Raw genomic sequence first — 22,333 nt, 5'->3', positions numbered from 1 at the left:
ATTTTTAAGGATCAAAAAGGCGGCACAACGCAATTTCCTTGTTAGGTTTGTCAGCTTAAAACCTCGTTACCTTGCACATCGATTTAATTATTGCGGCATTGTGGAGCCTTTCGCCATTTGGTGAGGCCAAAGTGGGCATTCCCTACGGTATGTACCAAGGGGTGAACGAGTACCTTGTTTTTGTTGTTTGCTTTGCAGCAAACGTGCTAGTATTTCCCATGATGATGTTCTTTTTGGAATACGTAAACCGTCATCTTATTAAATGGCGTTTCTACAAAAAGTCCGCGGTGTTCGTAGGGCAAAGGGCAAAGAAAGGGTCAGGTAAAAAAATACAGCGTTTCGGTTTTTTGGGTATTGTACTTTTTGTGATGATTCCTCTTCCGGGTACAGGTGTGTATGCAGGTAGTATTGCTGCATATCTCTTTAAAATGAAAAAGCGTCAAGCTTTTGCGGCCAATACGATTGGTATCTTTTTTTCATCCGTAATTATTTGGGCAGCCACTTTAATGTCCATGGAAAGCATATAGGTCAATTGTTTTTTCGATAATTACAATTCTTAAGAGGGGATTTACTTATTTTGTCCTCAACTTGATCACTAACCTTAAAACAATTTTATGGCTTCCGGTTTTTTTGCTGTTTTGGACGATATCTCTGCATTGATGGATGATGTGGCAACCATGAGTAAGATCGCGACAAAGAAAACAGCTGGTATTTTGGGCGATGACTTGGCGGTGAATGCAGAAAAAGCGACCGGTTTTTTATCAAGTCGTGAAATCCCGGTATTATGGGCCATTACCAAAGGCTCATTTTTGAACAAGTTGATTATTCTTCCCATAGCATTTTTGTTGAGTGCTTATCTTCCAGTGGCCATAACCGTTATTTTGATTTTGGGTGGAGTCTATCTGGCATATGAAGGAGCGGAAAAGGTATACGAATATATTTTTCACCGAAAAGGGGAAGAGCATGCGAAAGACCCCATTGATATTCCCGAAGAAGAACTCCCAGAACTTGAGAAGCAAAAAATAAAACAGGCCATCATCACGGACTTTATCCTGTCCATTGAGATTGTTATTATTGCATTGAGTACCGTGGTCAACGAGCCATTGACCATTCAAATAGCGACAGTGTCCGTAGTGGCATTGTTGGCGACTGTGGGTGTATACGGAATTGTGGCACTGATCGTACGAATGGACGATTATGGTTATCGACTCATCAACCTAAATGAAGAAACCGATAGTTTTTCGGATAAAGTAGGTAAAGTTTTGGTAAATGCTCTTCCCAAAATCATTAAAGGATTGTCCATTGTGGGTACTTTGGCCCTATTGTTGGTTTCTGGGGGGATTTTTAATCATAATATTGAATTTTTCCATCATTTGTTCCCAAGCCTGCCGACCTTGCTCAAAGATTTTATTTTTGGGTTGGTCATTGGTTTTGTTGCACTTCTTTTGATGAAGTTGGTCAAAAAACTTTTTAAGCGTTAATCATCAGTAAGCTGCTTTATGAACCCGGCCGAAGATTACATCATCAAACAAAAAGAACCTTTCAGAAGCATCTTATTGCATCTAAAAGCCGTAATCGAGTCTGTTGTTCCTGATGTGGATATGAAATACAAATGGGGAATCCCATGCTTCTATGCAGGAAAACAGCCCATCTGTTATTTAAATGTGTCGCAAAAAAAGAAATACGTGGACATTGCCTTTTGGAATTCCGCCCATCTCACACTGCATTTGGATAAAATGGTGAGTGAAAACCGAAAAGTGGTTAAATCCCTACGCTATTTTTCATTGGAAGAAATTGATCAAGACGTATTGGTGGACGTATTGCAGGAATGCTACTCTCTAAAGCACAAAGGGTTTTACAAAAAATAGATTTAGTAAGGCACAAGATCTTTTCTGGAAGTATTCAGTTTAAAGAAAGCAATCCAGAGAACCACTAGTCCCAAAACCAACCAAAGCAAGTCCACCAAAAGGATGTGCTGATACCCATTTTGATAAGCTACCCATACCCAATTGCCCGAAGCAATTCCGTTTGCAACCGGAACCAACAATCCTAAAATTCCACCAGAAATCAATGTCCATTTATTGGTAAAGGCAATATCCTTTTTAAGGATAAAGAAAACGGTGGCTACAAACCATATCCAAAAATAGGTTTGGTAGAGAAAGCCCATGTTTACAGTTGGTACAAATTGTACGATAATAAATTCCAAAGCGGTTACAGGAAGAAGGGTCAAACAGATGGCCATATACCAATTGGCCACTTGCTGGTTGAATTTTCTGCGTTTTTCAGGAATGTTCTTCTTATCACGAGCCACAAGCCAAATCATAATTCCGGAGAGAATCACAAAACAGGAAACCAAACCAAGAATAAAGGATATCACTCGTAAACCATAGCCGGCGTAATCGCCAAAATGAAGACGGAACATCATATTCTTTACACCATCCAAATAGGAAGTAGGGGCAATCGGTACTTTTTCCTGTGCAATGGAACCATCTGCAATTTTGTAAATGCGATAGCCCAGACCATTAAGTTTGGTGTCGTAACCCATATAGCCACTTATGGCAGCGTGCATATTTTGGTCACCGTAGTTGAAAATATGTGTCTCTGTGACCCGAAAATCGCCCCATTCTTCTTTCATTTCCTGGACATATTGGTCCAAGTTGATGGTTTTTTCCAATTTTTGATTTTGGAATTCGTACACGGGATGGTTGTATTCTAAATCTTCATACAATTGGTTTTGGTCACCATCATACAATCCCATCACCATGGGAAGCACCAAAATGCCCTTCAGTAAAAAGAAGGCTCCCGTTACGGCATACACAAACTGAAATGGAAACCCTATCACACCAAGGGCGGTATGGGCATCCGTCCACATGGTTTTGAGTTTGGCCCATGGTCTAAAAGTATAAAAGTTGGAAACAATTTTGTTCCAATGCACCAAGAGGCCTGTAATGATGGCAAATAAGAAAAAGAAGGCTACAAACCCTGCCAATGTTCTGCCATAGGGGTAGGGGATTTGGTCTAAAAAGTGAAGCCGGTACAAGAATTCGCCCAAATGATAATTACTTGCATAATCGTCCGTTTTGGTTTTGGATTCAGGGTCCAAATAGAAAAATACAGGTGCTTTGGCATCTTCTGAAGCCAAGGAATCCTTGGATGCTCCCAAATTGACGGAAATGCTTCTTTCGTTGTAGTAATGTCTCAATTCGATATCCCGTCCAAACAAATTGTAATCTTTGGAAAGGTCGTTGAGATGGGCATCCACGCTACCTGGCAATGCATCTTCTTGACTCACCGAATGACCACGTTGCCAATTGGCGATTTCATCCCTGAAAAAAGAGAAAGATCCTGTAAAGAAAATAATGTAGAGTGCTACACTGATCACAATACCGCTTACGGTATGCGTATGGAACAAAATATTGTAAATGCGGTTTCCCATGGTTCAGACAAGTGGGTTGGTTTGGTTTCCGAAATAGAATATGACAGACAGAACAAGACTGATCAATAGATACATGCCCCATACCTTCCAGCCATTTTTGCCCAAAAAGGCAACAACCATCAAAATTGCCCAAAGGATAAAGGCCGTAAAGGTGCTGGTAATGATCACTGCCACATGGTTGAACCAGCTGGCCAAAGCCATATGGAACAGCACGGCCACAACAAGACCGCCCAAAATGGCTGCGGTAATTTTGGCAAATCGTTGTGATGGCGAAGGGGTCAGATATTTTTTATTGGCGGGCATAGGTTAGAACAATAAGGTTTCAAAAAGGATGGAGCACAAAAAAAGAACACCCAAAAGGCGGTAGTTCAACAAGCGTAAGGGAGCCAAGAGAATCACTAAACTGGCAACCGTCATCAAAATGATGAAAAAAGTGAACGTACCCGAACCTAGCCCCCAGTAAAAGCAGCTAAGCCCCAATGAGAAAATCATTAGGGCCATACTGGCTATTTGAGCTATTTTTTTGTTTTCGCCCGTCCACTTCTCAATGCCTAACTCGCCTACGGCGGCCATCTTTCTAGAGGTGCTGTAAAGCAGATAAAGGGCAACAAATGTGAGGAATGAAATTAGGGTCACCATGGCTTATCGTTTTATACAATACGTGGCACAATGCCAAATAAATTCATAATCCTCACCATTGTAAGTGCCGGGCATTTCTTCCTTGGTAGTGGTCTCCACAATATACTGTGTGTCCCAAGGCAAGGCAAAGAAAACCTCTCCATTATCGTCGGTGTACAAGGTTTTGGACCATAGGTCGGAAACATAGACTTTAAGCTCGTTTTTGGCAATGGGCTCCCCTTTATACAATACTTGAAGTTTGATTTCCTCTCCATCATTTTTCAATTGCTTTACTACAATTCCTTCTGGGTTTACAGTTTTGGTATCGCCATCTGTTCCTACCTGAACTTTTGCGGTGGAATGATAATGTGTCTTGAAAATCCCGAAATCGTATTGGGTATAATCGATCACATCAATCTCGTTGTTGTTCAAAGCGATGGTGTACACGCCTTTCTGAGATGGTGTAAAGCTCGCCAGATAGTAGTCTTCTTTGGCTTCTGTGCTCAATCGGGTCTTTGTGCCATCAGGGGCTATTACCCAAAGGGTAAACTTGGAAACCAATGGAAAGGCTTCGCCCTCCACTTTTTCAATAACACCATAGGTGTATTCTCCATAATGCACACGGACTTCTTGTGCCTGGCCCAAGGCCCCTGTACCGTTGGTCTCGATCCACAGATAGTGAGCTGAGGCCGACAGTACGGGCAGGGTAATGAGCAATAAGGTTGCTATGAGTTTTTTCATTTGGTGCTCTTAGAATTTATAGGTGAAATTGGCAGAAAGACTTCTCAAGTTTTGAGGGCTGATGGTAGACCAACCTTTATAATAGTCTTTGTTTGCGATGTTGTCCAACTTCAATGTGATTCTGAAATCCCTGGCATCGTAAAAGGCGGATGCATTAAGAATGGTGTACTCATCAATGGCAAACGTACCATTGGATCTATTGAAGATTTTGTTCTCGCTGGCATAGTTACCTCCAAATCCAAGTCCAAAGTTCTCCAAAGTGCCTTGGGTAAATCTGTAGCTTGCCCAAACGTTGGCCAGGTTCATGGGACCTGCGCTCTCAGGTCTAAACCCGGTAAAGTTGGCATCTCCTTCAATTAACTCACTGTCGTTATAGCTATAGCCGGCAATAATGTTCAATCCTTCAATTGGAGAGGCGGTAATGCTCGCTTCAAAACCTTTACTGGTCTGTTCGCCGTCTTGCGTATAGAAATAGTTGTTGGCATCGGTATCGATGCGTTGTGCCATATCGCTCACGCTAATGTCGTAGTAGCTCAAAGTGGCAGAAAGCTTGTCGTTGAACAAGTTCAATTTGGTTCCTACTTCAAATTGGTTGGCGTGTTCTGGGTTCAAGGCTCGTACGGAAGTGTTCCCATCAGATAGTTCGGTTACAGGGGCCACATTACTGAATCCGTTCATGTAGTTGGCGAAAACCGATACTTTGTTCAAAATAGGTTGGTACACCAAACCGAATTTTGGTGAGAATGCGGTCTGATTGTATCCGTCGTTGGAGAAACGGTCCACACGCAAACTGGCCATTGCGGATAATTCCGGCAATAGATTGATCACGTTGGAGGCATAGGCACTGAAAATTTCTTGTTCAGCCTCACTGAATTGTGCTCCAGGATTGGCCAAGGTGGCGATTCCCGCATCCGCTCCAGCCTGTGTCAAAACACCAGAGTCGTACAAACCGGTTCCCATTGGGGTTCCAAAATAATCGTGTAGGGCAGGAGCAACAGCTTGGAACTCGGCTGGATTTGAACCAACATAGGCAAAGCCTTGGTTTCCGTAGCCTGTACTGTTGTTGATGGTTCTTGTTTTAAGGTAATCCAGTCCAACAACCAAACGGTTACGCATGTTCCCAATCATGAAGTCACCGATAAAGTTTTGTTGGATATCAGTTCCCAAGGTCTCGGAATTTTGGTTGCTGGTATAACGTGCCAAAATAATACCGTCTTCTAGTGGAGCACCAGATAGGCCTTCTACTGTTGAACTTACTTCGTACAAGTAAGAATAGTAACCATCAGATTTTGCATTGGATCTAGAGATTACGGTCTGAGAGGTCCAAGAATCGCTCAAAATGTAGTTCATCTGACCTTGAAGGCTGTAGGTTGGCGTATCGATATATAAATCGTTGCTGGTGTACGAACGTTTAAAGTCGTAACCCAATTCATCCAAATTGGTCACACGAAGCGGTGAACCACGATCAAGGAAGAGCATGGTTTGGTTGGTGCTTCTGCCGTTGTAAAATTCGGTGTTGATGTTAAAGGAAAGTCTATCGCTTGCCTGGAATGCCAATGATGGCGCAAAGAAGAACGATTTTCTAAAACCAGCATCTTGATAGCTATTCTGTGTATGGTAAGATGTGTTTACACGAAGGGCAATATTGTTCTGGTTGCCCAAAGTGGTATTGACATCGGCACTTACTCGGTTCAATCCATAACTTCCGGAAGTGTAGGAGATGTTCCCGCCGAATCCGTAGTATGGTTTTTTGGTGTTGATGTTGATCAAACCACCATAGGAAATTAAACTACTGCCATACAGTGTTCCCGATGGACCTTTGATGACTTCGATGGATTCTATGTTGGCTGGGTCTGGACTACCGTTGGTCAAACCTGGTAATCCATTGATCATTGTGGGTTGAACAGCAAATCCACGAAGTGAGAAATAACCTGCTCCGTCGTTGCCCCTACCTGTGGACTCCCATAATTTGTCGATTCCAGGCGCATTTTTAAGGGCGTCATCAAAATTAGTGACCACTTGGTCCTGTAACAACTCGGTGGAAATGGAATTGTAAACCTGTGGGTTTTCGATGTCCTTTAAGGGCATTTTGGAAACATAAACACTTGCTTTGCGAGCAAATTTGTTCACTTGGTTTCCTTCTACCACAACTTCATTAAGTTGTTCTTGACGTTCTACCAAAGATATTACCGGGACATTGGTGGTCTGATTGGCATAAACGGTTACGGTTTTATTCTGGGTTCCAAAACCTACCATCGAAAACGTTAAGGTGTAAGAGCCAGGGGCTAGTTCAGCTATTTCATATTCACCAGAATAGTTGGTGTTTGTTCCTAAACTAGTATTGGAAATAGCAATGTTTACATTGGCCAAAGGATTATTTCTTTGGTCTGTTACTTTTCCTGAAATGTTACCTGATTGTGCTTGTGCCAAAGAATAAAAAGCCAAGCTCAGGATGAGAAGTATATGTTTCATTTTATTTATAAATGGTCTAAATAAGTTTGTGGTGCAAATGTATATTCCGTTGCTAAATCAAGCAAAGAATAATTAGACTAATTATAAATAATGTTTTAAAAAATAATTCAATATCCTGTTAATCAGTATTTTAAAAAATAAATTTTAACAGTTTAAGCGGGTTTAAAGTGAGTTTATTGTTTTGCGAATAGCAGTTAAATCGGTAAGTAATTTTTCCAACAAACTTAAATCCAACATGTTGGCTCCATCACTTTTGGCATTTGCAGGATCAAAATGGGTTTCCATAAACAATCCGTCCACACCAGCTGCAATTCCAGCACGTGCCATTGTTCCGATCAAAGCAGGTCTACCGCCGGTTACACCCGATGATTGATTGGGCTGTTGTAGGGAGTGGGTCACATCCAAAACTACGGGAGCATACTGTTTCATAGTAGGAACGCCGCGGAAATCAACGATCATATCGTGATAGCCGAACATGGTCCCACGGTCCGTAATCCAAACTTGCTCATTTCCGGTATCCGTAACTTTGGTAACGGCATGTTTCATGCTTTCTGGACTCATAAATTGTCCTTTCTTCAAGTTAACCACCTTGCCCGTTTCCGCAGCGGCCACGACCAAGTCGGTCTGTCTTACCAAAAATGCAGGGATTTGAAGTACATCCACATATTCCGCAGCCATAGCGGCATCAGAAATCTCATGAATATCCGTAATGGTTGGAACTTTGAAAGTTTCGGAGACCTTTTTCAAAATTTTTAGAGCCTTTTCATCACCAATTCCAGTAAAAGAATCTATACGGCTACGGTTGGCTTTTTTAAAGCTGCCCTTGAAAACATAAGGGATCTCTAGTTTATCCGTAATGGACACAACCTTTTCTGCAATGCGCATGGCCATATCTTCACCTTCAATGGCGCATGGCCCTGCCAATAAGAAAAAGTTGTCGCCCCCCGTGTGTTTTATCTGTGGAATTTTAGTGATGTCCATTTCTTAAAGTTTGCACAAATATAGCATTAAACCATGGTATCCTTTTTAGATTTATTGACACAAACCATCAACCATGAAAAATAAATATGATCTTATTTTACTTTGTTTTGTTTCAGTTTTTGCACATGGTCAATGGCAAGAACGGGGCGGAACCTTCGATTTGCCCCATCTGGAGCGCCACCAGTTTAAATTGAACCTTTTGAGTCCGGGGTTTACCTATGAACTGGGTTTGTTTAAAAACCAAAGTGTTTCCATTGATTTAGGTTTGGCCACCGCTACCTATGAGGAGGGATATGTGTTTGGATTGGCTACCAATAACCGTTACCGTTACTATCATAACTTTAATAGAAGGGAAAGACTGGAAAAAAATACCTCAGGCAATTCAGGTAATTATATTGCGGCCGCGCAGGCCATTTTCTTTTCGCAATTGCGGATTTCCACAGATGTGGAAGGCCCCAGCGATTTTAATTTAGGTTTTTATGGCATGGTCTATGGCATTCAACGAACCTATGAAAAAGGTTTTAACTTTAATTTGGAAGTTGGTGCTGGGTATTACCGTGGAGATGGCGTCCCTAACGGATATGGGCCGTTGATCAACTTTACTTTCGGATGGGTTGCTACCAAACGTAAGAAAAAGGATCCTTATTTGGATTAAATATTGTTATCCATACATACTATTTTGAAGAAGTTTGGGTTATACTAATACCAAATTAACCTACAATGCGTCGCTTTCTTCTTTTGGCATTCCTGTCAACAGGACTTTTTGTACATGCCCAATATGGGACAAATTGCGAGGTCCGCCAGTTTAAGCTCAATGCCATAAATCCAGGTGTCGAGTACGAAATGGCCCTTGGTGTAAACAGTACTTTGGATATTCGAGTGGCTTATAAAGCTGCTTTGGAACCAGCTAGTTCGCAACCGCTGGAAGATTTCGATTTCTTTCCGGCCATTACCGTTCAAAACCGATACTATCACAATCTTAATAGTCGCGAAAGACGCAGAAGATCCATTTATGGGAATTCAGGAAACTATATAGCGCCCTCGGTGGCCGTTTTTTCTCCCGGAGACCGGGTTGTCGAAGGTCAATTGGTAGATGGAATTCATGGCTATGGCGGTCTTGTTTACGGAGTGCAGCGCAGTTATGATTCAGGTTTTAGTTTCTCCATTGATGCTGGGGCCGGGTACTATGTGGGTCCTTTCAAAGGCACCATTCAACCTGTGGTAAACTTGAGTATAGGATGGATTATCAGCGAAAAGCGTTGGTGTGTTGGTTTGTAACTTCTATCTGGTACAATATTTGTTGTTCAAGGGGAGACTAAAACTAACCATTTATGAAAACTATTTCCTCTTTACTTCTATGCTTATCTATCGGAGCTATCGGAATCGCTCAATCTGCAAAAAAAGTTGAAAACAATCAACTTACCCTAAATGTATTGCTGCCTGGCATTATCTACGAACACGGACTTTCCCAAAACTCGACTATAGCGGCAGAGGCTACTATGGGTTTTGCCTATGTTGAGTCTAGTTTTACGGATGATGGATTCGGTATTTATCCCATTGGTAGACTCCAATACCGACATTACTATAATTTCGAAAGACGATTGGCAAAAGGGAAGAACATCGCTGGTAATACTGGAAATTATATTGCTCCGACGGTTGCTGTTCAAGGCGGTAAGGCCATAATTGGTAGTTTGGATTATGTTTCCGATTATTTTGGAGGAATTGGTGCGGTGTATGGTCTTCAGCGTACAGGTCAAAAAGGATTACAATTTAGATTTGAGGTTGGACCAGGTTATTTCTTTGATGAATTTGAAAGTAACTTCGGTATTTTTCTTGCTTTAAAGCTCGGTTGGGTAATCAGTAGGAAGCAATAATATGGAACTCACACTAAATCAATAAGATAAAAATAACATTTAGGTGTGCCAACAAGAGAAAAATAGCAGTATCTTTGCGGGCTTAAAATTTAGGTTATGTCCAAAATCAAAAACATTGCAATCATTGCACACGTAGACCACGGTAAGACTACCTTGGTTGATAAAATTATGTACCACTGCCAGTTGTTCCGTGAAAATGAGAACAAAGGCGACCTGATATTGGATAACAACGACCTGGAAAGGGAACGTGGAATTACCATTGTTTCCAAAAACGTTTCCGTTGTTTACAAAGACACAAAAATTAATATCATAGATACCCCTGGTCACGCCGATTTCGGTGGGGAAGTAGAACGTGTATTGAATATGGCTGATGGGGTTTTGTTGTTGGTAGATGCCTTTGAGGGGCCAATGCCACAGACCCGTTTCGTACTTCAAAAGGCTATCGACCTTGGTTTGAAACCTTGTGTGGTAATCAATAAAGTTGATAAAGAAAACTGTACCCCGGAAGAAGTGCACGAAAAAGTGTTCGATTTGATGTTTGAGTTGGGTGCTGAAGAATGGCAGCTCGATTTCCCAACAGTTTATGGTTCTGCAAAGAACAACTGGATGGGCGAGGATTGGAAAACTCCAACCGAAAACATTGAACCATTATTGGACATGGTCATTGAGCACGTTCCCGAGTTTAAACCAGAGGAAGGTTCTACCCAAATGTTGATCACATCCTTGGATTATTCTTCTTTTACAGGACGAATTGCCATCGGTAGATTACAACGTGGTAAACTTCGTGAAGGACAACAGGTTTCTTTGGTAAAAAGAGATGGCTCGATCGTTAAGACCAGAATAAAGGAACTTTACACTTTTGAAGGTCTGGGACGTTTGCGTGTTGAAGAGGTTAATGCAGGAGATATCTGTGCCATTGTAGGTATGGAAGGATTCGAAATCGGAGACACCGTTGCCGATATCGAGAATCCAGAAAAATTAAAGACCATCGCAATTGATGAGCCTACCATGAGTATGCTTTTCACTATTAACGATAGCCCTTTCTTTGGCAAGGATGGAAAGTTTGTTACTTCCCGTCACATCAAGGAGCGTTTGGAAAAGGAATTGGAGAAAAACTTGGCGCTTCGCGTTCAAGAAACCGATAGTGCAGATAAATTCTTAGTGTTCGGTCGTGGGGTGTTACACCTTTCCGTTTTGATCGAAACCATGCGTAGAGAAGGTTACGAGCTTCAAATCGGTCAGCCACAGGTAATCATCAAGGAAATTGATGGTGTAAAATGTGAGCCCGTGGAGCACTTGACCATTGATTTGCCGGAAGAGGTTTCAGGTAAAGCTGTTGAGATGGTATCCATCCGTAAAGGGGAGATGACCAGTATGGAAGCAAGAGGTTCCCGAATGGTGTGTGAATTCATTATTCCATCTAGGGGGATCATTGGTCTTAGAAACCAATTGTTGACCGCTACAGCTGGTGAGGCCATAATGGCGCATAGATTTTTCGAATATCAGCCATTGAAAGGGGATATCGCCCAACGATTGAACGGCTCATTGGTTTCCATGGAAAATGGTACTGCAATACCTTATTCCATTGATAAACTTCAGGAAAGAGGTAAGTTCTTTATCGATCCGGGAGAGGATATCTACGAAGGACAGGTTATTGGTGAAAACTCCCGTCAAGATGATATGACCGTGAACGTGACCAAGACCAAAAAGCTTTCGAATGTTCGTTCTGCAGGAGCCGATGATAAAGCAAAGATTGTTCCTGCCATTAAGTTTTCATTGGAGGAAGCTCTAGAATACATCCAAAAGGATGAGTATGTAGAAGTAACTCCAAATCACTTGAGGATTAGAAAGATTTATCTAAAGGAAGTGGATAGAAAAAGGAACAAAGTCGTTTAATTGAACAAAAGACATTTGTCCAAATAAAAAAAGCGAGTGAGGAACAATCTTCATTCGCTTTTTTATTATATTAAAGAGGTCAGTTTCGTTCTGTGTTTCAATACGGAATCCATTTTTATTGAACGTAGAGATCAGATTGTTGAGATTCTTCACTCCGTTCGGAATGACAATATAGGCCTTGTTTCTTGTCTCTATTGTTTTGTATCAAAAAAATCAGTGCAAATGTCCGTGATGCTGTTCTCTTAAGCATGCTACAGCAGCTCCAATAATTCCGGCATGGTTCATTAGTTCTGCTTTTATTACTTCTGTTTCAATGTCGATATGGTGACTGAATTCCTCCCATTTTTTTGAAGTTCCTCCTCCTACGATAATGAGGTCCGGACAAACGATCAGCTCTACCAGTTTCAAAAACTTATTGAAACGTTTGCCCCATTTTTTAAAACTGAGGTCTTCACGCTCTTTTGCAGAAGCGGCCGCCCATTTTTCAATCTTTTTGTATTTCTTGTAGGGGATCTGGCCCAGTTCAAAATTTGGGATGAGCACTCCATTGTAAAATGCACCACTTCCCAAGCCGGTTCCAATGGTTATCATAATCACTAGACCATTCTTGCCTTTTCCAACCCCATAATTCATAGAGGCGTAACCAGCGGCATCGGCATCGTTTAAAACAGTGAACTCATGTCCGGTATATTCGGTGAACAATTCATCGATGTTGACACCGACCCAACTTGGGTCCAGATTTCCGGGGGATTTACATACACCATTTTTTACAATGGAAGGAAATCCACAGCCTACAGGACCTTTATAATCAAAATGGTCCACGATTTTGGCCACCACTTTGGCCATGTCTTTTGGTTTTTTTGATTTTGGAGTCGGGATACGGAAACGTTCTGTCAACATTTCTCCGGTTTCGGCATTAACCAAGGCACCTTTTATGCCTGATCCGCCTATATCAATACCAAGAATTTCCATATAGAGGAAGCAAGATTAGTTTAAACAAAGTAACAAAAACTTTTATTGATCAAGTAATTTAGTTGAAAATCAATGTGATGCACAGATATTATGGGATTTATATCGCTTTTTGTATAACTTCAAAAACTTTACTGCCATCACATTTAAGGGTTTTGTGAGGGTATTTTAGGATAAGTGCATAATCGTGCGTGGCCATAATAATGGTTCTACCATTCTGGTTAATATCTTGTAAGACCTTCATGACCTCTACACTGGTCTGAGGGTCGAGGTTTCCTGTGGGTTCGTCGGCCAAAATAAGTTCAGGGTCGTTGAGCAGGGCCCGTGCAATAGCTATACGTTGTTGTTCACCACCGGACAATTCGTGGGGAAACTTAAAACCTTTGGTTTTCATTCCAACTTTGTCCAACACCTCTTCAATTTTATTGTCCATTTTTTTGGGGTCTGTCCACCCTGTTGCTTTTAGGACAAATTTTAAATTGTTGTTGACGTTTCTATCGGGGAGCAGTTTAAAATCCTGAAAAACAATGCCTAGCTTCCTGCGCAAGAAGGGAATATCCTTTTCTTTCATCATTTTTAGGTCGAAATCCACAATTTGCCCAGCTCCTTGTTTTAATGGAAGGTCAGCATAAAGTGTTTTCATGAAACTACTTTTTCCGCTTCCCGTTTTACCAATTACATAAACAAATTCACCTTTTTTAACTTCCAGGTCGATTTCGTTGAGAACCATGTTCTCGTTCTGAAATACGGCTACGTCGTTTAATTTTACAATGGTCTCGGGCATAACATCACTTTATGGAATAAAGGTACTAAGTTCTATTATTATTCTTCATTATCGTATAACCAAATGTTAGAACTTTTAGGTGTTGACATACTTTGGCCTTAATTTTGACGTTATGAGTAAAGTCAATCGAGAAGAGCGTAGAACACTATGAATCGAAAAAGCCTCCTTTTAATTCCCATTTTTATGGGAACTTTTTTTGTGCTTTCCGCACAGGAAACCAAAATATATACCCACGAAAACAAAGCTTATCAAGATGCTTTGGCGCTCTACAACAATGAGCAATACCAAGCAGCACAGCGTATTTTTGAGTCTGTAAAGGCCAGTACCAAAGACGGGGAAACCGAAGCCAACAGCGCATATTATGCCGCCAATGCCGCCATTCGTTTGAATCAACGCGGTGCGGATAAAATGATGGAGGATTTTGTGGAACGATACCCAACCTCTACCAAAAGAAACTCTGCATTTTTAGATGTGGCCGACTACTATTTTGAAACGGGAAAATACCCGTACGCGCTAAAATGGTACAAAAAAGTTGATGAAAACTCCATGCCGTATTCGGAGCGCGACCGTTTTAACTTCAACAACGGTTATGCTCTGTATGCATCCAAACGTCCGCAAGAGGCGGAACGCTATTTGAACAAGGTCACCACCTCCCAAAAATACGGGTCACAGGCCAAATATTATTTGGGATATATCGCTTACGAACAAGATGATTATAACTCTGCAAGCGCTCGGTTCGATCAAATCCAAGACCCCGAATTGCTTGATGAAAAGTTGACCTACTATCAGGCCGACCTGAATTTTAAACTCGGCAAGTTCGAGGAAGCCATTGCCATGGCGAAAAAGCAGCTGGCTAAATCAAATCGTCAGGAAGTTTCAGAATTGAACAAGATTATCGGGGAAAGCTATTTTAATTTGGAACAATATGCCGAGGCCATCCCATATTTGGAAGAATATAGGGGTAAACGCGGTAAATGGAACAATACGGATTATTATCTGTTGGGGTACAGCCATTACAAATTGGGCGATTACCAAAAAGCCATTCAACAGTTCAATAAAATTATAGGGGGCACCAATGCCGTTTCCCAAAATGCATACTACCATTTGGCAGAATGCTATTTAAAATTGGATAAAAAATCCGAGGCTTTGAATGCTTTTCGAAATGCTTCACAAATGGAGTTTAGTCCAGAAATCCAAAAAGATGCTTGGTTGAACTATGCCCGTTTGAGCTACGAAATAGGTAATGCCTATGAGCCTGTTCCCCAAGTGTTGACCACGTACTTGGAAAAATATCCAAAGGATGAGCATCAAATGGAAATTCAGGAACTTTTGGTGGATTCCTATATCACCTCTCGCAATTTTGAAGGTGCCATGCAACTTTTAGAAGAAAACCAGAACTATGCAAGCAAGGAGACCTATCAGAAAGTGGCCTACTACCGGGGAGTGGAACTTTTTATTGATGGTGATTACGAAGGAGCTTGGGAACGATTCGATAAATCACTGAAAAGTGCAGATAACACAAACTTTGAAGCACGCGCACGCTACTGGAAGGCAGAATCGGCCTACAGATTGAACCGTTTTGAGGAAGCTTTGGTGGATTTTGTGCGTTTCCAGAACTCGCCAGCGGCCAAATCACTTTCAGAATATGACCAGTTGGATTATAATTTAGGCTACTCGTACTTCAAACTAAAAGATTACAACAACGCCATATCCTATTTTCAAAACGTAGTGAGCTCCAATGCCATTGATGATCAAAGAAAGAACGATGGTTATTTGCGTTTGGGAGACAGTTATTTTGTGAACAGCAAATACCAATTGGCAAAAAAGGCCTACGATACATCATCCAAAATGAACGGGCCAGAACGTGATTATGCGGCATTCCAAAAGACGCTTTGTGATGGATTTTTGGGTAACAATGCTGGAAAAATTGACGGCTTGAACGAATTCTTGAGGATGTTCCCTAGGTCATCATTACGAGATGATGCCCTGTTTGAGTTGGGCAATACCCTCATCAGTAATAATCAAGAAAATTTAGGGCTTCAAACCTATGATCGCATTGTGAACGAATTCTCGGGTAGCAAATTTGCCCCAAGAGGATTGTTGCGATCAGGCTTGGTTCATTATAATGCCAGTCGAAATCAGCAGGCTTTGTACAAACTTAAAGAAGTGGTCCAAAAATATCCGAACACTCAAGAAGCCAAACAAGCGGTGGCGACCGCCAAATTGGTTTATGTGGACGAAGGTCGGGTAAGTGAATATGCCGCTTGGGCCAGAAATCTCGACTTTGTAGAGGTAACCGATACCGAGCTTGATAATGCCAGTTTTGAATCCGCAGAAAGAAAACAAATTGAAGGCAAAACAGCAGCCGCCATCCGTGGTTATGAAGATTACTTGAACGAATTCCCTAATGGACTCCATGCGCAAAATGCCAACTTTGCCTTGGCGCAGCTCTACTTTGCTGATGGGGAAAAAGAGAAGGCCCTTCCAAAATACAAGGCTGTTGCCGATGGTGGCAATGGTGAGTACACTGAACAGGCATTGACACGTGTTTGTGAGATTTATGTGGATAAACAGGATTACAACAGTGCCATCCCTTATTTGAAAAGATTGGAAAACACTGCCGATATTTCGGAAAACAAAACCTTTGCCCAGTCCAATTTGATGAAAGGTTTTTACGGTCAAAAGGATTATTCGCAGACCATTGCTTATGCCGAAAAGGTGTTGAATGCCCCTAAAATTGATGATCGGATTAAAAGTGATGCTCAAATTATGATAGCACGTTCGGCCATTGCTACGGACAACGAAAATTTGGCAAAAACGGCTTATCAAGATGTAAAGCAAATTGCATCTGGAGAGCTCGCTGCCGAAGCTTGGTACTACGATGCTTATTTCAAGAACAAGGAAGGGAATTTTGAAGCCTCCAACGAGTCCGTTCAAAAGTTGGCCAAGGATTATGCAGCGTATAAGGAGTGGGCAGGAAAAGGCTTGGTGATCATGGCCAAGAACTTCTACAATTTGGGAGATGCCTTCCAAGCGACCTACATTTTGGAAAGTGTTATTTCCAATTTTTCCGAATTTCAGGAAATCGTTTCGGATGCTGAAAATGAACTGGCCACGATCAAGGCCAAAGAAGCAGAGAGCAATTCATCCGTAGACCCCAACGAAAACTAAACGAGACACGACATGAAAAAGAGAACCTATATATTTTCATTACTTTTTTTGAGCCTTTGCGGAGTTGTTATCGCCCAGGAAGAGGATAACATTGGTACGGAAACGGTAACGGTGGTAAAACCGTATTCCCCGACCGTTTCGGATGCCTTTAAAATCAAGTCGTCACCTAGTCTAAACGATTCCATAGTACTTCAAAAGAAGAAAATTAATTACAGTATATTTTCTGTGCCCGTGGCATCCACCTTTACCCCGGCAAAAGGAAAGGCTTCGGGAGTGGAGAAGACACCACCGCCTACCTTGTACAATTCCTATGCATCGGTAGGGTTGGGCAATTACAACAATGCCTTGGTAGATTTTTATACGAGCCGCGAATTTAATAGGGGTGAGGACCTTTTGGATTTTGGTCTAACCCACACCTCTTCCCGTGGGGATTTGGACTCCACGCCTTTGGATACGGATTTCTACAATACCAAATTGAACGCTTCCTATGCGAAAAAAGACCGTTATATGGATTGGGGTGCTGCGATAGGATTACAGCATCAACTTTATAATTGGTACGGAATCCAGAGCGAATTGTTCAGTGAGGATGAAATCAATGCGATGGACGAGACACAAAACTATTTTAATGCGGAGGCCAAAGCCCATTTTCATATGGAGGACTCCTATTTTAAGAGCGGAACTGTTTTGTTAAGACGTTTTTGGGATGCAGCTGAATCAGCAGAGAACCGTGCGGTAATCAACCCAACTTTTGAATTGCCCATAACCGAGGAATTGATTACGATTGCTGCCAAAGTGGATTATGTTGGAGGTAGTTTTAAAAACAGTGACATTAATATTTTTGATAATCAGGGGGAGATGAAATATGGGCATCTTCAGGCTGGGGTAAACCCAAGCCTTTTGATTCTAAGAGATGACTTGACCATTAATCTAGGTGCCAATATTGTCTACGGATTGGATATCGAAAACAGTGAGAACAATTTTTACATCTATCCTGCTGTAACGGCCTCTTACCGTGTGATGGACGAAAATGTAATTGCTTATGGAGGAATAGAAGGGGAGTTGAAGCAAAACTCCTATCACGATTTTGTTGATGAGAATCCATATGTGTCGCCAACGCTCCACATAAGACCTACCGATCAGCAATATGAAGGGTATTTGGGATTAAAAGGACAGTTGACTTCCAATGTGGGATATAACCTGAAAGGTTCGTACATGGCGGAAAACAGAAAGCCACTTTTTTATCAAAATACGGTCAACACCACTAGAACCGATGAAAAAAGTTATTACTACGGTAATTCCTTTCAAGTTTTTTATGACGATGTGAAGACACTGGGTGTGTTCGGGGAAATCAATGTGGATGTGAACCGTAATTTTTCTTTGGGTGTTAACGCCGAATTTTATGATTACGATACTGAAACCGATAACCCTGCTTGGAACTTGCCATCAATTAAAGGTTCCTTGTTTATGGATTACCAAATTACCGATCAATGGTATATGGGTGCCAATTTATTCTATGTTGGAGAAAGAGACGCTCTGACTTCAGTGGCCTTGACCAACAATGTGCCTCCGACCATTTCGTATGCTCCAATAACGTTAGATGGCTTTTTTGATGCCAATGCACATGTAGGGTACAGGTTCAATGAGCAACTCTCCATTTTTGTAAAAGCATCCAATATTGCGAACAACAATTACCAGCGTTGGGCCAATTTTAGAGTGCAAGGATTCCAGGCTTTGGCTGGCGTTTCTTATAAGTTTGATTTTTAATTTGTAGGATTTTACGCAATATTCTTGCAGATGGAACGTTTTTAACTTTCCGTCAAGACACTGATTATCATGTTATTGATGGTTCCCAAATGATTGGAGACCATGCAACTTCGACCTCACTACATATTGTCCATAGCCTTATTTATGTTGGCAAATGCTATTTCCTTTTCCCAAAATTTGGTTCAGAATGGCGGTTTTGAGGATTTTATTTCTTGCCCGGTAAAAATGAGCAATTTAAACAAGGATGCAGAGCATTGGAGTGCTCCGACCTTGGGTACTACCGATTATTTTAACGAATGTAGCCGAACCAAGTTGGGTGTTCCAATGAACTTTAAGGGAAAGCAGGAACCATACGAAGGTGCGGCCTATGCAGGACTCTATCTTTTTGCTCCAAGAGATTATCGTGAATACATCCAAGTTCCGCTAACAGAAACACTCGAAAAAGGAGGTCGTTACCGGTTGAGCTTGTTTATTAGTCTTTCGGAAAAATCGGATGGGGCAGTTAAAGATATGGGCGCCGTATTTTCGGAGAAGCCACTATCTGTTTATACCAAACGCGAGTTGGCCCAAAGTGAACTTTTATCGACTTCGGTCCAAACTACTCCTATCAAACAATTTCCTATCACAGGGTATTATCAGGATAAGCAAACATGGATGGAATTGACCATTGATATGGTGGCCAAGGGGTTTGAGAGCCACTTGATCCTGGGTAATTTTAAAAGTAACGCAGGTACCGCTTATATCGACAGTAAAAACCCATCAAATACTGAGGAAGGCTATGCCTACTACTATTTGGACGATATTTCATTGACCTATCTTGGCCCGGAGTACAAAACCAATGAGGTTTATGTTCTGGACCATGTCAATTTTAATTTTGATCGTTTTGATCTTCAGCCTAAGGCGGAGCAAAGTCTTAAGGATGTGTATGAATATTTAAAGAAGCACCCCAACCTTAAGGTTGCCATTAGTGGACATACCGATGATTTGGGATCGGATGAGTACAATGATGTATTATCACGAGAGCGTGCTGGCTCGGTGGCTCAATATCTGATCGGTCTAGGGCTGGACAAAAATAGGATTACATCCAAGGGATATGGGGATAGCAAGCCGTTGGACACAACTCTGACTGATGAAGCCCGAAGAAAGAACAGGCGCGTAGAATTTGTGATGACCGAGTTCGAGGACGATAATCCATAAAATTCCGTTCGCTTTTTCTATTTTTGGTGGAAACCATCATTCATGAAAAAGTTACTCTTTCTAGCAACCTCTTTTTTGGTGTTTTCTTGCACTACCAAAGAAGAAGTGGACCTAATTGTTACCAATGCAAACATTTACACGGTAGATGCTGATTTTTCCAAAGCATCCAGTATAGCCATCAAAGACGGGAAGTTTGTTGCCGTTGGCAATTCCGATGAAATTTCAAAAAAATATAATGCCAAAGAACAGATGGATGCAGAGGAGAAGACCATAGTTCCCGGTCTTATTGATGCACATTGCCATTTTTATGGATTGGGACAGAACCAGCAAGTTGTGGATTTAGTGGGCACCCAAAGTTTTGATGAAGTCTTGGAAAAAGTAGTTGCCTTTCAAGCGGAACGTCCATCAAACTTTATTCTAGGTAGGGGATGGGACCAAAACGATTGGGAAGTGAAGGAATTCCCGACAAAGGATAAATTGGATGAATTGTTTCCGGACACACCAGTGGCATTGCGCCGTATCGATGGGCATGCCCTTTTGGTCAATCAAAAAGCATTGGATTTGGCAGGTATAACCGTTGATACGGTAACCGAAGGTGGTGAAATCGTAAAGGAAAACGGTGAGCTAACAGGTGTTTTAGTGGACAATCCAATGGGACTTATCGATCCTATTGTTCCTCCACTGACCAAAGAACAACAAATTCAAGCACTTAAAGATGCTGAAAAGATATCCTTGGGTTATGGATTGACCACGGTAAACGATGCTGGTCTGTCCAGAGATATTATCGAGTTGATCGATAGTCTACAACAAGCTGGTGAGCTATCCATTCGAGTGTATGCGATGGTGTCCAATTATCCAGAGAATTTAGATTACTTTTTGAATAAGGGTATCATCAGAACAGAAGGACTCAATGTTCGTTCTGTAAAAGTATATGGCGATGGGGCTTTAGGTTCCAGAGGAGCCGCATTACGAGCGCCATATTCGGATAAGCCAGGTCATTTTGGGGCCATGGTAACCCCTGTAGATCAGATTGAAGCGCTGGCACAACGTATTGCAGCGACAGACTATCAAATGAATACGCATGCTATTGGTGATTCTGCCAATATTGTAGTGCTTCGCGCTTATGACAAAGCTTTGGAAGGAAAAACCGACCGCCGATGGAAAGTAGAACACGCACAGGTAATTTCTCCTTCCGATTTTGATTATTACGAAAAAGGAATCATTCCCTCCGTTCAACCGACCCATGCTACCAGTGATATGTACTGGGCGGAAGATAGGTTAGGCTCCGAGCGTGTACAAGGCGCGTACGCTTACAAAGACTTGTTGAACAAAGCGGGCTTGGTAGCTTTGGGTACTGATTTTCCCGTAGAGCAAGTGAGTCCCTTTTTAACTTTTTATGCTGCAGTGGCGCGTCAAGACGTGGAACAATATCCCGAAGGTGGTTTTCAGATGGAGAATGCCTTGAGCAGGGAACAAACATTAAAGGGTATGACGATTTGGGCAGCTTATTCCAATTTTGAGGAAGGTGAAAAAGGCAGTATTGAACCTGGTAAATTCGCTGACTTTGTAATATTGAGCGATGATATCATGACGATTCCATCTGAAGAGATTCCGAATGTAAGCGCAGAGCATGTTTTCTTGGGTGGTGTTCAGAAGAAATAATATCCTGTTGTCATTCTGAACAAAGTGAAGAATCAAAACTTTTTACAGAACAAAGAACAATAAAAAAAGCCCCAAAATGGGGCTTTTATTTTTTTTAACGCTAAAACTCATTAGTAGCTGATAGGCAAGGTAACCCTTGTAGTTCCCCAGCCCATGACCAAGTTTCCATCATCATCAAAAGCAATAGCAAATGCTTCCAATTCTTCGCTGTCTGTAGAAACGGTTGCTGTGGCACGAACCACATCGCCATCGCTATCATAAGAATAAGCGCCCCATTGGTGTAGATTGCTGTTCAAGATAACGGTCCACTCATTTTCTCCAGGGATAGAAAACAAAGCGTAGGAACCAGCCTTTATACTTTTGCCTCCAACAGTGGCATCTTTGTAAAATGTAATTTCTGTTGCTTCATTTGCACCGGTTCTCCAAACCTTCCCAACAGGGGTCAATTCCGCCAAGCTACGTCCTTTTAATTGTGGACGGCTATAGATAACACGTGCAGATTTGTCGGCTTCCCTAGAGCTAGCTGGATAAAAAGCTATATCGGCAGGACTTTTGTCAAGTCCGCTAAATTTCTGGGCAGTTGCTTCGGTAGTGAATGCCAAACTGGTGCAAAACACCAAAAGTAGTAATGTTAGTTTTTTCATGATTGTGATTTAAGTTCCTTGTAAAACTAGTTAATTATAAAATTGATATAAATATACAGACGCAAAAATTAATCAACCTTACAAAGCGTTCGGGTTAAAAGCATAAAACGTAAAAAAAATTACA

20 protein-coding genes are annotated in these 22,333 nt (G+C 41.6%); 11 read left to right on the top strand and 9 right to left on the bottom strand.

The window, feature by feature from the left end:
* Positions 1–71 precede the first annotated feature (71 nt).
* The 3 genes from PY091_RS05155 to PY091_RS05145 all read left to right on the top strand — a co-directional run bounded on the left by PY091_RS05155 (position 72) and on the right by PY091_RS05145 (position 1,868).
* A complete protein-coding gene (locus tag PY091_RS05155) occupies positions 72–527 on the top strand; it encodes a COG2426 family protein (protein ID WP_275648628.1) in 456 nt (151 codons plus the stop codon).
* A gap of 87 nt (positions 528–614) precedes the next feature.
* Entirely contained in the window at positions 615–1,481 is an 867-nt protein-coding gene (locus PY091_RS05150) for a DUF808 domain-containing protein (RefSeq protein WP_275648627.1), read from the top strand.
* Between the two features lie 18 nt (positions 1,482–1,499).
* Positions 1,500–1,868 carry a DUF1801 domain-containing protein gene (locus PY091_RS05145; protein ID WP_275648626.1) on the top strand — a complete coding sequence of 123 codons (369 nt, stop codon included), beginning with the start codon at positions 1,500–1,502 and terminating at the stop codon, positions 1,866–1,868.
* Between the two features lie 2 nt (positions 1,869–1,870).
* Here the strand turns inward: PY091_RS05145 and PY091_RS05140 are convergent, their stop codons facing one another.
* The 6 genes from PY091_RS05140 to kdsA all read right to left on the bottom strand — a co-directional run bounded on the left by PY091_RS05140 (position 1,871) and on the right by kdsA (position 8,248).
* On the bottom strand, positions 1,871–3,436 hold the full coding sequence (locus PY091_RS05140) for a PepSY-associated TM helix domain-containing protein (RefSeq protein ID WP_275648625.1): 1,566 nt from the start codon (positions 3,434–3,436) through the stop codon (positions 1,871–1,873).
* 3 nt (positions 3,437–3,439) lie between these two features.
* Entirely contained in the window at positions 3,440–3,739 is a 300-nt protein-coding gene (locus PY091_RS05135) for a hypothetical protein (RefSeq protein WP_275648624.1), read from the bottom strand.
* Positions 3,740–3,742: 3 nt separating this feature from the next.
* Entirely contained in the window at positions 3,743–4,075 is a 333-nt protein-coding gene (locus tag PY091_RS05130; RefSeq protein WP_275648623.1) for a hypothetical protein, read from the bottom strand.
* Between the two features lie 3 nt (positions 4,076–4,078).
* Positions 4,079–4,795 carry a DUF4198 domain-containing protein gene (locus PY091_RS05125; RefSeq protein WP_275648622.1) on the bottom strand — a complete coding sequence of 239 codons (717 nt, stop codon included), beginning with the start codon at positions 4,793–4,795 and terminating at the stop codon, positions 4,079–4,081.
* Between the two features lie 9 nt (positions 4,796–4,804).
* Positions 4,805–7,267, bottom strand: a complete 2,463-nt coding sequence (locus tag PY091_RS05120; RefSeq protein WP_275648621.1) for a TonB-dependent receptor — start codon at positions 7,265–7,267, stop codon at positions 4,805–4,807.
* A gap of 162 nt (positions 7,268–7,429) precedes the next feature.
* The gene (gene kdsA / locus PY091_RS05115) at positions 7,430–8,248 is read right to left on the bottom strand and encodes a 3-deoxy-8-phosphooctulonate synthase (protein WP_275648620.1); all 819 of its coding nucleotides are present in this window, start codon (positions 8,246–8,248) and stop codon (positions 7,430–7,432) included.
* A gap of 73 nt (positions 8,249–8,321) precedes the next feature.
* Here kdsA and PY091_RS05110 point away from each other — a divergent pair, with 73 nt between their 5' ends.
* The 4 genes from PY091_RS05110 (at position 8,322) to typA (ending at position 12,018) form a co-directional block, all read left to right on the top strand.
* Complete coding sequence (locus PY091_RS05110) at positions 8,322–8,903, top strand: hypothetical protein (protein WP_275648619.1); 582 nt, start codon at positions 8,322–8,324, stop codon at positions 8,901–8,903.
* Between the two features lie 65 nt (positions 8,904–8,968).
* On the top strand, positions 8,969–9,526 hold the full coding sequence (locus PY091_RS05105) for a hypothetical protein (protein ID WP_275648618.1): 558 nt from the start codon (positions 8,969–8,971) through the stop codon (positions 9,524–9,526).
* 53 nt (positions 9,527–9,579) lie between these two features.
* Entirely contained in the window at positions 9,580–10,122 is a 543-nt protein-coding gene (locus tag PY091_RS05100) for a hypothetical protein (RefSeq protein ID WP_275648617.1), read from the top strand.
* Positions 10,123–10,218: 96 nt separating this feature from the next.
* Complete coding sequence (typA, locus tag PY091_RS05095; RefSeq protein ID WP_275648616.1) at positions 10,219–12,018, top strand: translational GTPase TypA; 1,800 nt, start codon at positions 10,219–10,221, stop codon at positions 12,016–12,018.
* A gap of 213 nt (positions 12,019–12,231) precedes the next feature.
* On the opposite strand, the gene ppgK is transcribed toward typA, so the two are convergent.
* A complete protein-coding gene (ppgK, locus tag PY091_RS05090) occupies positions 12,232–12,990 on the bottom strand; it encodes a polyphosphate--glucose phosphotransferase (RefSeq protein WP_275648615.1) in 759 nt (252 codons plus the stop codon).
* Between the two features lie 97 nt (positions 12,991–13,087).
* Positions 13,088–13,771 (bottom strand): cell division ATP-binding protein FtsE, encoded by a 684-nt coding sequence (locus PY091_RS05085; RefSeq protein WP_275648614.1) that lies wholly within the window; start codon positions 13,769–13,771, stop codon positions 13,088–13,090.
* 147 nt (positions 13,772–13,918) lie between these two features.
* Here PY091_RS05085 and PY091_RS05080 point away from each other — a divergent pair, with 147 nt between their 5' ends.
* The 4 genes from PY091_RS05080 to PY091_RS05065 all read left to right on the top strand — a co-directional run bounded on the left by PY091_RS05080 (position 13,919) and on the right by PY091_RS05065 (position 21,565).
* Complete coding sequence (locus PY091_RS05080; RefSeq protein ID WP_275648613.1) at positions 13,919–16,942, top strand: tetratricopeptide repeat protein; 3,024 nt, start codon at positions 13,919–13,921, stop codon at positions 16,940–16,942.
* 12 nt (positions 16,943–16,954) lie between these two features.
* Positions 16,955–18,706 carry a TonB-dependent receptor gene (locus tag PY091_RS05075; RefSeq protein ID WP_275648612.1) on the top strand — a complete coding sequence of 584 codons (1,752 nt, stop codon included), beginning with the start codon at positions 16,955–16,957 and terminating at the stop codon, positions 18,704–18,706.
* A gap of 102 nt (positions 18,707–18,808) precedes the next feature.
* A complete protein-coding gene (locus PY091_RS05070; RefSeq protein WP_275648611.1) occupies positions 18,809–19,903 on the top strand; it encodes an OmpA family protein in 1,095 nt (364 codons plus the stop codon).
* Positions 19,904–19,945: 42 nt separating this feature from the next.
* Complete coding sequence (locus tag PY091_RS05065) at positions 19,946–21,565, top strand: amidohydrolase (RefSeq protein WP_275648610.1); 1,620 nt, start codon at positions 19,946–19,948, stop codon at positions 21,563–21,565.
* Positions 21,566–21,675: 110 nt separating this feature from the next.
* Here the strand turns inward: PY091_RS05065 and PY091_RS05060 are convergent, their stop codons facing one another.
* Positions 21,676–22,209, bottom strand: coding sequence for a DUF2911 domain-containing protein (locus PY091_RS05060; protein ID WP_275648609.1), 534 nt, complete (start codon positions 22,207–22,209; stop codon positions 21,676–21,678).
* Positions 22,210–22,333 lie beyond the last annotated feature (124 nt).

The organism is Flagellimonas okinawensis (assembly GCF_029194005.1).
Taxonomy (GTDB): domain Bacteria; phylum Bacteroidota; class Bacteroidia; order Flavobacteriales; family Flavobacteriaceae; genus Flagellimonas; species Flagellimonas okinawensis.
This window is presented reverse-complemented; position numbering and strand designations above follow the sequence as displayed.